The 11,885-nt window shown below is 63.4% G+C and carries 13 protein-coding genes; 10 read left to right on the forward strand and 3 right to left on the reverse strand.

Annotated elements, in window-relative coordinates:
* The 3 genes from NTW26_04175 to sucC form a co-directional block, all read right to left on the reverse strand.
* Positions 1 to 636, reverse strand: a 636-nt coding sequence (locus NTW26_04175) for a hypothetical protein (GenBank protein ID MCX7021468.1), incomplete at its 3' end; no start/stop codon positions are given.
* 241 nt (positions 637 to 877) lie between these two features.
* Positions 878 to 1,576: a TlpA disulfide reductase family protein gene (locus tag NTW26_04180; protein ID MCX7021469.1), complete on the reverse strand. Its 699-nt coding sequence runs from the start codon at positions 1,574 to 1,576 to the stop codon at positions 878 to 880.
* A 101-nt stretch (positions 1,577 to 1,677) separates the two neighbouring features.
* The gene (gene sucC, locus NTW26_04185; protein MCX7021470.1) at positions 1,678 to 2,616 is read right to left on the reverse strand and encodes a succinate--CoA ligase subunit beta; all 939 of its coding nucleotides are present in this window, start codon (positions 2,614 to 2,616) and stop codon (positions 1,678 to 1,680) included.
* A 160-nt stretch (positions 2,617 to 2,776) separates the two neighbouring features.
* Here sucC and NTW26_04190 point away from each other — a divergent pair, with 160 nt between their 5' ends.
* The 10 genes from NTW26_04190 to fabD form a co-directional block, all read left to right on the forward strand.
* Positions 2,777 to 3,469 carry a hypothetical protein gene (locus tag NTW26_04190; GenBank protein ID MCX7021471.1) on the forward strand — a complete coding sequence of 231 codons (693 nt, stop codon included), beginning with the start codon at positions 2,777 to 2,779 and terminating at the stop codon, positions 3,467 to 3,469.
* Positions 3,470 to 3,493: 24 nt separating this feature from the next.
* Positions 3,494 to 3,727: a hypothetical protein gene (locus NTW26_04195; protein MCX7021472.1), complete on the forward strand. Its 234-nt coding sequence runs from the start codon at positions 3,494 to 3,496 to the stop codon at positions 3,725 to 3,727.
* Positions 3,728 to 4,060: 333 nt separating this feature from the next.
* Positions 4,061 to 5,569, forward strand: a complete 1,509-nt coding sequence (locus NTW26_04200) for a T9SS type A sorting domain-containing protein (protein ID MCX7021473.1) — start codon at positions 4,061 to 4,063, stop codon at positions 5,567 to 5,569.
* Between the two features lie 245 nt (positions 5,570 to 5,814).
* Positions 5,815 to 7,041 carry an acetate kinase gene (locus NTW26_04205; GenBank protein ID MCX7021474.1) on the forward strand — a complete coding sequence of 409 codons (1,227 nt, stop codon included), beginning with the start codon at positions 5,815 to 5,817 and terminating at the stop codon, positions 7,039 to 7,041.
* A 71-nt stretch (positions 7,042 to 7,112) separates the two neighbouring features.
* Positions 7,113 to 7,307, forward strand: coding sequence for a 50S ribosomal protein L32 (gene rpmF, locus NTW26_04210; GenBank protein ID MCX7021475.1), 195 nt, complete (start codon positions 7,113 to 7,115; stop codon positions 7,305 to 7,307).
* A 111-nt stretch (positions 7,308 to 7,418) separates the two neighbouring features.
* A complete protein-coding gene (gene plsX, locus NTW26_04215; protein MCX7021476.1) occupies positions 7,419 to 8,456 on the forward strand; it encodes a phosphate acyltransferase PlsX in 1,038 nt (345 codons plus the stop codon).
* 8 nt (positions 8,457 to 8,464) lie between these two features.
* On the forward strand, positions 8,465 to 9,112 hold the full coding sequence (locus NTW26_04220; GenBank protein MCX7021477.1) for an acetyltransferase: 648 nt from the start codon (positions 8,465 to 8,467) through the stop codon (positions 9,110 to 9,112).
* A gap of 16 nt (positions 9,113 to 9,128) precedes the next feature.
* The gene (locus NTW26_04225; GenBank protein MCX7021478.1) at positions 9,129 to 10,118 is read left to right on the forward strand and encodes a ketoacyl-ACP synthase III; all 990 of its coding nucleotides are present in this window, start codon (positions 9,129 to 9,131) and stop codon (positions 10,116 to 10,118) included.
* Positions 10,119 to 10,368: 250 nt separating this feature from the next.
* Positions 10,369 to 10,983, forward strand: a complete 615-nt coding sequence (locus tag NTW26_04230; protein ID MCX7021479.1) for a hypothetical protein — start codon at positions 10,369 to 10,371, stop codon at positions 10,981 to 10,983.
* Between the two features lie 73 nt (positions 10,984 to 11,056).
* The coding region (fabD, locus tag NTW26_04235) for an ACP S-malonyltransferase (protein MCX7021480.1) at positions 11,057 to 11,885 on the forward strand (829 nt) is incomplete at its 3' end.

Here is an 11,885-nt window from a genome sequence, read left to right on the forward strand (position 1 = left end):
GCCGTCTGGGCTCCATGCTGGATGTTGATCGTTGCTACTGAAGTTGCTGGTCACATTGGTCTGGCTGCTCCCGTCGGCGTTCATAACGTAGATATCGCTGTACCAGTTGCTGTTGGAAGCGAAGGCAATGTGGCGGCCGTCCGGGCTCCAGTCGGGATCCCAGTCACTGGTTACGTTGTAGGTCAACTGGGTCTGGTTGCTCCCGTCGGCGTCCATCACGAAGATTTCCCAGTCCCCGTCGCGTACGGAGTGGAAGGCGATATGGCCGCCGTCCGGACTCCAGGCGGGATGTCCGTCATCGCTGCCATTGTAGGTCAACTGGGTCTGGTTGCGCCCGTCGCTGTCCATCACGAAGATCTCGGCGTCCCCGTCGCGGTCGGAAGTGAAGGCGATGTGGCTGCCGTCGGGACTCCAGGCGGGAGACCCGTCAATGCAGTCGTTGTAAGTCAACTGGGTCTGGCTGCTCCCGTCGGCGTTCATAACGAAGATTTCGTCGTTTCCGTCGCGGTAGGAGGTGAAGGCGATGCGGCCGGTTAAGTCTCCGTCCCCATCGCCGGTGGGCACTTCCGCGCAGCCGAGGAGCCCCGCCCCGAGCACCAAGGCTAGAATGAGTATCAGTCTCGATACATCCCTCATCGAACCACCTCCAGAGTTAAAAAGAGGTTATCACAATCTAGTGTAAATCACAAAAAATTTCAGCCGGTGTGCACCAAGTAGGTCACGAAACACACGTAGACGGCGAGAAAAACCGCCCGCCGTCCATTGGTTCCGTAGGGGCGGGTCTTTAGACCCGCCCGTTTTTCAAGCCGACCCTCACCCCGGCCCGTGGGCGAATGCCCCTTCCTGGGAGGGAGAGGGAGATAGGGAGACCGCGGCGTCAATCGCCGCCCAGATACGTATCAATGATTTCCTTGAATTCCTCTCTGCTCCGGCCCCCGACGATGACCTTCCGCACCAGCCCCTCGGGGTCCACGATCCACGTGGTGGGGATGCTGTCCGCGGCGTAGTAGACCTGGGCCTTCTCGTTGGTCTGGGTGTAGAGGACGAGGGGGTAATTTATCCCATGCTCTTCGGCGAATTCGGTCAAACCGCCCACCTCGAGATAATCGTCCACGCTGACCCCCACCACGCCGAACGCGCCGCCGTACTCCTCGATGAGGTCCACGAAATTGGGAATCTCTTCCTCGCAGGGCGGGCACCAGGTGGCGAAGACATTGATGAAGAGCACCTTGTCACCCAAATCTCCGGCGAGCTCGTAGGGTTCGCCGCCGAGAGAGGGCGCGGTGAAGAGCGCGGGGGCCTTACCGTAAAAAACCTCGAAGCGGGAGTCCAGGAAGGCGTAGTAGCCCGCCTCAATCCGCGCAGTGATTTCGTCCTGCCGTTTGGCGGGGAGCGAGTCGTAGTACGCGTTCATCTCCGCCTCGGTGGTCCCGTAGGCGGCGAAAATCTCCGCCTCGGTCCGGCCGGTGTACGACACGGTGTAGAGGTCCACCAGGAGTTTCACCGCGTCGTCGTCGGTGAGGGCGAAGGCCGGCGCGAGGCCGAGAATCAAGACTAAAACGATGAGCCGCCGCATTTTTCCTCCAGGTTTTAAGGATTCGACGCTTATACCCCTCACCCTAGCCCGTAGGCGAATGCCTCTCCACAAAGGGGCGAGGAGACATGCGGAGAGGTTCGCTAAACGGCCTCCCGGGCCAGCTCGACGGCCCGCTGGGCCACGGTTTCGATGGGGGTTTCGATGCCGAAAAACTCGATTTTCTCGAACAGCTCGGGGTTTTGCTCCTTCTCCTCGGTGAAGATGCGGACGCCCTCGCGCCACATGTTCCCGGTGAAGCGCAGCGCCATGGGTTTCGACAGGCCGTGCTCCTTCAGAAACATGACCACGCCCCGGGCGAAGTCGTCGCAGCGGGAGACGCCGCCGAAGCGGGCGCCGAAGATGGCCTTGACGTCGGGGTTGTCTTCCAGGAGCTTGAGCATCGCCGCCAGGCGCTCCGGGGTGTGCCCGCCGCCGGAGTCCATGAAGTTGGCCGGCCGGCCGCCGAAGTAGTTGATGAAGTCGTTGCCCATGATGCCGAAGCCGGCCCCGCCGGGGAACATCCCGATGTCGCCGTCCAGGTCCAGGTAGGGGATGCCCAGCTCCCGGGCCTTCTTCTCGCGGGGGGTGAGCTCCCCCTCCTCGTGCCGTCCGCCGCCGGCCAGGGCCTCGAGCCGCGGCTGGCGGAAGAGGGCGTCGTCGTCCACGTTGACGCGGGCGTCGGCCGCGACGATCTTCCCCTCTTGGGTTACGACCAGGGGGTTGATCTCGGCCATCTTGGCGTCCAGGGCGCGGAAGAGCTTTAATAGACGCGTCGTTATCGTGGAAAAGTTCGAGAGGAGCTCCCCCTCCAGGCCGATCTTTTTCCCCAGCGCCACGCCCTGGTGGGGGTAGAAGGGCTCGTCAATCCCCACCGTGAGCCGGTGGATGGCCTCGGGCCGTTCTTCGGCTATGCGCTCGATTTCTACTCCTCCCTCCCGGGAGGCGATGAGGGTGAGGGCGTAGGCGGCGCGGTCCAGTGCGACCCCCAGATAGAGCTCCTCCGCGATGTCCAGGGCGTCCTCGATCAAAAGTCTTCGCACCGGGAAACCGCCGATGGTGAGCCCGAGGCCGTTTCCACGGGTATCCGCGGTCGCGGGCAAAAAGTGGATGCTACCACAGAGCCCCGGTGAAATAAAGACTTACCGGGAGCCGGGCGGATTTGCTGATATAATTAACCCGTACCGCTGAGGGAGGTTTAAGGTGCGTCGAGTTGCTTTTTTCGTCGTGATTCTGTGTCTCGTATCCCTGGGCGGCGAGCTGCGGGTCTTCTCCACCGAGGGCGAGAGAATCGCCCTGGCGCCGGTGGTGGACCTGCGGGGGGACGCGTCCGCCGAGGCCGGTCACGCCGACGGGGTGCTGGAGAAAACCTTCGGCGGGGATATGGACCTGGTCTACAGCGGGACCGTGGCGGATGAGCCCGATTCCGGTGTTTGGGGTCCGGAGCAGCGCACCCGCGGTTTCACCCCCTACCTCGATCCCGCCGCCGATTACGGCGCCCGCGTCGTCCTCTTCGTCTTCATCGAGACCGACGGCGACTGGAGCCTTTACCTGGTCGGGGTGAACGGCAAGATTCTCGAGGAGCGGAGTTTCACGGGCACCTCCGCCGACGTGCTCCCCCTCTTGACCGCCGCCGCCGTCGAGGGCTTCCACCGCCAATTCCCGCCGGTCGTCGAAGAGACGGTCGCTTGGGGGAGGCTCATCGTCCGCTGCGACGGGCGGGGATTCACCGCCGCCGTGGACGGAAATTCCGTGGGGGTCGTTCCCCCCGACGGGCTCGAGCTGCGGCTGACCTCGGGTTCCCACCGCCTCACCCTCTACGACGGCGAGGGTACACCCCTGGAGACGCGCTTCGTGAGCGTCACGACCGAGGGGCTCTCGGTGGTGGAGTTCTAATTATGATACGAGGCGGAGGCGGGGGTGGAGGAGAGCGGTGCCGGGGAGGCCGTCGCCTCCTGCCTCTTGGATGTGCTTTTCGCCGCGTTCTGCCCCCCCGCCGAGGCCGATAATGACGATGACGGAACCTGGAGCCCCGGGAGCGACGATGACGACGACAACGGAGACGTTTGGGGACCGTCCACGGGCGACGACGATGACGACGATGACGATGATGATGACGGGGGTGATGGCGGTGTTTGGGGGCCGAGCCCGTGAGCGGGGTTCGACGTCGGGGGGCGATTCGCCCCCCCTTTTTTAATATTTCTTCCCAGTGAGGGGAGGAAGTGTAACGGGTGTAGTAGAACCCGCCTCCCGATTCTTCCCGTCGGTGCGGCGCATCGTTCGTTCGGTTTCAAGGAGCGAAGGCGCATCTTGTTCACCGCATTGAAGTTGGGAGAATGCAAAACCACGGCCGTCGGCCCGATGAAGGTGGCACGGTGCGTGCGTTAAATAAATGTGAGCTAAAGCGAAATACTTGGGAAATCCGCCTTGTCAGAAAGCTTTTTTTCGGCTAATTTAGTAGGGAATAATGGAACCGGAGGTGCGAAGATGAAAAACGCGATGCTGATGCTCTTCCTACTGGTCGGGGTTGTGTTCGCGAACACCTGGTCCGATCCGGTGGCCATCGTCGCTACCGACGCGGTGGAGTTCGTCGGCGGCCCCAGCAGTAACAGTCAGGTCGTGGACAGCCGCGGAACCCTCCACGTAGTCTTCTTCTCCGACTTCGATGAACCGGGAAACCGCGAAATTTACTACATGAACAACCGGGGCGGAACCTGGTCGGAGCCGCTGCGTCTCAGCTACGGGGAGAACATGTCCCACGTCCCCTCGATTGCGATCGACGCCGCGGGAAACATGACCGTAGTGTGGTACGACTACCGCCTGGGGTATCCGTACGCCGATGTTTTCTGGTGTCGTTACGACGCCGCTGCCGGCACCTGGAGCGAGGATTTACCGCTTGTGGTAACGGTCGGCTCCGGTTCGTTGGTTCCGGTGGTTCTTGCCGAACCCGGAGGGAAGGTTCACCTCGTCTGGAGCGACGGCAGGAACGGGGATTACCTCGACTTCGAGCTCTACTACCGGTCTTACGAAAACGGCCAGTGGTCGGAGGATTACCAGCTCACCAACGCCGGCCGCTTCTTCCGCTGGTTCCCGTGCATGGTCCTGGACGACGCCGGGAATCTTCACCTCTTCTGGGGCGACGAACGAACCGCCAGGAATGACTTTTACATCTACTACAAAAAGCTCAGCCCCGACGGCACCTGGACTGACGAGCTCAACCTCGGGCGGGGAGTCCCGCAGGACACCGTGATTTACAACAACTACTTGTTCCTGTCCCAGATCAACGTCGTGGATGTGGAGTCGGGGATTCCGGATGTGTCCAACCTTTTATTCGATCCCGACACCCCCACCCAGGTCAGATACTCGGTGAAGAATCTCGATGATCCCGAAGACGTCTGGGTCATCCGGGACATGCCGGTCAGTGGTGTGGGTGATTTCTACGTCACACAGCCCGCTCTGGCCACCTGCCGCTCGGGTGTCCGGGTGGTGTGGGGTCAGGGGACCGAGGGCAACATCAGCCTGTACCAGGCCACGGTGGGTCTGAACGGGGAGAGCGCCCCGGAGCTCTTCGGATCGACCACCGGCGACAACATGGGAATATCACTCTCGAGTGGGTTGAAAGGTGATTTGAACCTCGTCTACGTGCACACCACGACGGGTGATGCGGGCTGGGATCTCTATTACCGTCACGACGCCGTGCCCCGGGAGGGCAACATTGACGATCATTCTCCGCCTCGGATCCTCGTAAATTCGATCAACCCCAACCCGGCCAGCGACGGCGCGGTGGTGAGCTTCGATCTTCCCGTGACCGGAAACGTCGAGGTGGCCGTGTACGATACGGCCGGGCGCCGCGTGGGAACCGTTTTCTCGGGCACCCTGACCGCGGGACGGCACGAGCTAGCCGTGGATACCGCGGGGCTCCGTTCCGGGGCGTACTTCGTTCTGGCCACGAGCGGCGGTGTGAGCGCGAGCGCGCCCCTGGTGGTCACTCGGTAACCCGCCGCCCCCTTGCGCACCTCCCGAAGCGGATGGCCCGGACCATCCGCTTTGCCTTCGGGCGCGGCTTCTTCAGCGGCCGACGGTGGGTTTGGGGGCCGACCGACGGAATGTGTATCCGGGTCAGCCCGTTCTTGACTATCGGGGGCTCGGGTGCTAAACTACCGCTCCAAAAGCCGCTCCGAAGAATCCCGCCCCCCTGGGGCGGGGACGATTAAAACCAGCCAAAGACTGCGGGCCCACCAATGAACGTCTTGGTCTTGAACTGCGGTAGCTCTTCGGTAAAGTTTCAGCTACTCGACATCGACACCGAAAAAGTGCTGGCGAAGGGAATCGTCGAGCGGATCGGCGCGGGGCAGGCCCGGTTGAAATACAATACCGCCGGGGGTAAGCTCGAAAAGGAACCGCCCGATGTGAACGACCACGCCGAGGCCATCAAGGTCATCCTGGATCAGCTCACCGACGCCGAGACGGGTGTCCTCGCGTCCATCAAGGAGATAGACGCCGTGGGGCACCGCGTCGTCCACGGCGGGGAAGAGATGACCGAGAGCATGCTCATAGATGATAACGTGCACAAGGTTCTCGAGAAGTGCATCCCCCTGGCTCCATTGCATAACCCGGCCAACATCAACGGAATAGACGCGGCGACCAAGATCCTACCCGACATCCCCCAGGTCGGCGTTTTCGACACCGCATTCCACCAGACCATGCCGCGCACGGCCTATCTTTACGCCGTACCGGCCTGGCTTTATGAGAAATACCGCCTGCGGCGGTACGGTTTCCACGGAACCTCCCACCGCTATGTGAGCGAGCGCTGCGCCGACCTCATGGGTCGCCCTACCGGGGAGCTGAAGATAATCACCTGCCACCTGGGAAACGGGGCTTCCATGGCGGCGGTGCGCGGCGGGAAGAGCGTGGACACCTCGATGGGTTTCAGCCCCCTGGAGGGCCTGGTGATGGGCAGCCGTTGCGGCGACATAGACCCGGCCATCCCGGTCTTTCTGATGAGGAACGAGGGCTTCTCCCCCGACAGGGTGGACTACCTCCTGAACAGTCAGTCGGGCATAATGGGCCTCTCGAGCGACAAGTACATAGACATGCGGGACGTGGAAGGGCAGTACGTAAAAGGTGATCCCCTCTGCCGCGAAATCATGGAGATCTACGCCTACCGCGTCCGGAAGTACATAGGGGCCTACGCGGCCGCCCTGAACGGCGTGGACGCCGTCGTCTTCACCGCGGGAGTCGGTGAGAACTCTTCCATCGTCCGCGCCCTCGTCTGCAAACCGCTCTCGTACTTGGGGCTGGAACTCGACGAACGGCTCAACACCAATACCTTCAAGCCGGGGTCCGGTAAAGAGGGCGTGATTACGACCGAGGGTTCCCGAGTATCCGTCTGGGTCATCCCCACCAACGAAGAGCTTGTGATAGCCCGGGACACTAAAGACATCGTCATGGCCTCCGTGACCGGTTGATTGCGGCTGCGCCGTCGTAGGTAAACGGCTCTGCCGTCGCGGAAAGCCATCTTAGACACGAGGAGCTTGATATGGCCGTGCCGAAGAGAAGGAAATCGCGCTCCAAGAGGGACATGCGCCGGGCCCACTGGGTGAGCAGCATCCTGGTGCCCACCCTGACCGCCTGCCCGAACTGCGGAGAAGCCAAAATCCCGCACCGAATCTGCCCCTCCTGCGGCTATTACAAGGGGCGCCAGATCATCATCCCCGTTAAGCAGGAGGAGTAGAGCCCCTGCCCGGTCCATGAACCGAAGCGGCGGTCCGCAGGTTGATTCGATCCTTGAAGGCGCGGGGCCGGGGCGAGCCGCGCCGCTTGCATATACCTCCAAGGAAAACCCTTGTCGGAGAAGGCTGAAGTCGTCGCGACAGCTTCACCCATCGCCCTGGATGTCATGGGCGGCGACGACGCGCCGGGTGCACAGATAGATGGTGCCGGGCTGGCTTTGCGCGCGGGGATAGGTCCGGTGACCCTCGTCGGTCAAGCCGAGGAGGTCGAGGAGGAGCTGCGACGCCGGAACGTGCCCCCCGGAACCTTTTCCATCGTCCACGCCGCCGAAACCGTGGCCATGGACGAGAGCCCGACATATGCCCTGAAGAGGAAGCGCGACGCCTCAATCGCCGTGGCCACCCGCCTCGTCCGGGACGGGAAAGCCTGCGCCCTGGTGTCCTGCGGTTCGACGGGAGCCCAGGTAGCCAGCTCGATCCTCCACCTGGGACGTCTGCCCGGAGTGGAGCGGCCGGCCATCGCCGTGGCCTTCCCCGGCACTCACGGGTGGGGGGTTCTGATTGACGCCGGAGCCAACTCCCAGAACAGGCCCAGCCACCTCGTCGGTTTCGCCGTCATGGGAACCCTCTATCTCCGGCACATCTTCGGGGTCAAGAATCCTCGGGTCGGCCTGGTATCCATCGGCGAGGAAGCCGCCAAGGGCAACGAGCTGGTTGTGGAAGCCCACCGGCTCCTGAGTAAGACCCCGGGCATCAACTTCATCGGCATGGTCGAGGGGCGAGGCGTTTATACCGGCGGGGCGGATGTCCTGGTCTGCGACGGTTTCGTCGGGAACGTGCTGCTGAAGTTCTCCGAATCGGCGTCGCGCTGGGTGGTTCACCACCTCCGCGAGGGCATGCGGGGCCGGCCCCTGGTCACCCTGGGTGGTCTTTTGATGAAACCGGCCTTCCGCCACTTCCGCCGCGTGGCCGATCCCAGCTCCATCGGCGGAGCGCCGCTTCTCGGCGTGAGGGGCACGAGCATCATCGCCCACGGTTCCTCCGACGCAGAGGCGGTGATGAACGCCCTGAAGATGGCCCGCCGTCTGGTGGACGAAAAGGTGAACGAGAAAATCACCGCGAATCTGCAACTCGACCCCCACGGGGAGTAGAGGGATCCATGGCAGGCGTTCCGACTCTGCTCATCGGTGCCGGTGGACACGCCAAGGTGCTGGCGGATATAATCCACCTCACACCCGGCTTGGTCCTGGTTGCCGTTCTCGACGACGATCCGGCCAAACGGGGCTCGAAACTGGGCGGGGTGGAGATTCTCGGTCCCACGGGGCTGATGCGTGAGCGTCCCAGGGGGGTCGAGGCTTGTGTGGTCGGCATCGGGCGCAACTCTATCCGGGCGCGGTTTTTCGATGAAGCCCGTTCCCTGGGCTACGCGCTGCCGGCGGTTGTGCACCCCGACTCCGTGATCGCCGCCGACGTGGTAATCCCCGACGGGCTCTGCGTCATGGCGTGTGCGGTCGTGAATCCGGGCAGCGAGCTGGGGGTGGACGTCGTACTAAACACCCATTCCTCGGTGGATCATGACAACCGTATCGGCGATCACGCCCACCTCCATCCCGGGGCGGTCCTGGCCGGGGGCGTGGAGGTGGGGGCGTACACTTACATCGGCACCAACGCAACGGTGAATCCCTATCTCAAGGTCGGCGCCCGCTCCATGGTCGGCAGCGGCGCCGTCGTAACCGAGAACATCCCGGACGGGGTCGTGGCCATGGGCGTACCGGCCAGAATCGTCCGCGCCTGGGATGGGGTTTAACAAAACGGGGTTAGACATGGCACGTGGCGCGGGTATCATCGGAGTGGGGGCCTACCTTCCCGAGAAGGTGCTCAACAACTTCGATCTCGAGAAGATTGTGGACACCTCGGACGAGTGGATCAAGACGCGGACCGGCATGTGGGAGCGGCACATCGCCGCCGACAACGAAGCCTCCAGCGACATGGCCTTCGCCGCTTCCCAGGCCGCCCTGGAGATGTCCGGTCTGGACCCCCTGGCCCTGAACGCCATCATCGTGGCGACGGTGACACCGGATTACATGTTCCCCGCCACGGCCTGCCTTTTGCAGGACCGTCTGGGGGCGAGAAATGCCGGCGGTTTTGACCTGAGCGCCGGTTGCGCCGGTTTCGCCTCGGCGCTCTCCGTCGCGGACGCCTACATCCGTTCCGAAATCATGGAGAACGTCCTGGTTGTCGGGGTGGAGTTACTGACCCGAATCACGGACTGGACCGACCGCGACACCTGCGTGCTCTTCGGCGACGGCGCCGGAGCGGTTGTCGTCTCGCCGGTTGATGAGGGGGAGGGCATCCTGGCCCACTTCCTCAAGGCCGACGGTGGCAGCGGCATGCACCTCTGGCAACCCGGCGGCGGTTCCCGCAACCCCGCGACACACGAGACCGTGGACAAGCGGATGCACTACGTCCGCATGTCCGGTCAGGACGTGTTCAAGGGCGGCGTGCGCGCCATGGTCGAGGGCGCCCAGGAGGTGCTCAAGAAGGCCGGCTACACAGAGGAGGACGTGGATCTCCTCGTCCCCCATCAGGCCAACCTGCGGATCATCGAGGCGGTGCGCAAACGGCTCGACATCCCCCCCGAGCGCGCCTTCGTGAACATCCAGCGGCAGGCGAACACCTCGGCCGCCACCCTCCCCATCTGCTTCGAGGAGGCATACCGCACGGGCCGGCTCAAGAGGGGGGACCTGGTCTGTACCACCACCTTCGGGGCGGGTTTCGCCTGGGCCGCCAACCTCCTGCGCTGGTGCATCTGATCCCGTCGTTTTGCACTCCAGAAGCCCCGGCGCACCGGGGCTTTTTGCGGCTGCGGCATCACAGTCGAGCCGGGGTGTTACCTCGTTTCATTCCGAGCCTCCGCCGACCGGGTCCGCTCCTCGTCCCGATTGACCCGGTGGGACGTAACTGGTAAGCTGAACCGGTGGCCGGCGGGTGTTCAAACAGAGGTGGCCGATGCATATGGCGAATTCAGAGCCCACGAGGTATCCGAGCCCGAAGGGGATATCCGTGCCCGTAGGGAAAATCGCATTGACGGCGCTTCTAGCGATCGCCCTGTGCGCGCCCCTCCAGGCTCAGGAAGAGAGTAAGGAACAGGTTCTGGGCTTCATCATCGGGCTGGGGGTCGGCCTGCTCGCCCCGAATATCCGGGGCGTACAAACGGAAGGGCTTGACAACGCGGGCTTCCTGGCCCGGCTGGACCTCGGCCTCACCGTCGCCCATATCATCGGGGTCAAGGCAGCGCTCGGGTTCTCCCCCTTCGAGTGGCTGTTGCCCGGCGGGAAGACGGTCCCGATGTCGCACCAGCTCTTCACCCTCGACCTCTTCACCGAGGTGGATATCGGCGAGAAGTGGCGGTTGTGGCCCGCGGTGGGTTATACCCTGGACGCCTCCATCACCGACACCCAGGGCGCCGGCTTTCTCACGGCCCAAGGTTTTCACGCCGAGCTGGGCTGCGGGTACAGGCTGAACTCCATCATGTTCGCCAACCTTGCGGTGGGCTACCACTTCACCGGGGAGTTTCAGACGATAGACATTGATGAGAGCGAGCAGGTGGAGTGGGGGGACAACGCCGGGGCCTCCTATTTGGACATCCGCGCCGGGATCGTTTTCTCTCTGGAGTAAAGAACCACCCCCTACCCCCGTCCGGTCCGACGGTCTGCGACGGGGTCTTTTTAGAAAAATGTGAGAGGACCAAATGAAGCCGGCCGCCGTCTTTCCGGGACAGGGCTCGCAGACCGTGGGGATGGGCCGGGCCCTCTTCGACGCCTTCCCCGTGGCGCGGGAGCTCTTCGAGCGCGCAGACGAAGCGCTGGGCTTTTCGATAAAAAAACTCTGCTTCGAGGGGCCGGACGAAGATCTGACCGCCACCGAGAACACACAGCCGGCCATCTATTTGGTGAGTTACGTTGCCTGGGCCTGTTTCAGGGAAGCGGTCGGAAACCTGGACTGGACCGTGGCCGCCGGTCACTCCCTGGGTGAATACTCGGCTTACGCCGCCGCCGGGGTCCTCTCCTTCGAGGACGGCCTGCGCCTCGTCCGCCTGCGCGGCGAGCTCATCCGCGACGCCTCGGCCAAAAACCCGGGCTCCCTGGCCGCCGTCATCGGCCTGGACGAGGACCAGGTTCGGAAAATTATCCCCGAGGCTCGGGGGGCCGGACGGGTGGAACTGGCCACGGTCAACGCTCCGAACCAAATAGTCGTCGGCGGAGAGGTTCCGGGCCTCGAGCGCTTCGTTGAGCTGGCCAAGGGGGCGGGGGCCAAGCGGGCGGTCCTTCTGAACGTGAGCGGCCCCTTCCACACCTCGCTGGTGGAGGAAGCCGGTAAAAAGCTCTCCGGTGTGCTGGCCGGAGTCGAGTTCAAGGAGCCGCGTTTCGCGGTGGCGACGAACGTGACCGGCGAGCCTGCGCGGTCGGTGGGGGAGATTCGGGACACCCTGGCCCGGCAGGTGTCCGAGCCGGTGCTCTGGCTGTCCGACGCGCGGTACCTGGAGAAACTGGGCGTGGAGCTCGCGGTCGAGTTCGGCA

It is taken from the genome of bacterium, assembly GCA_026398675.1.
In the GTDB taxonomy this organism is placed as follows: Bacteria; RBG-13-66-14; RBG-13-66-14; order RBG-13-66-14; family RBG-13-66-14; genus RBG-13-66-14.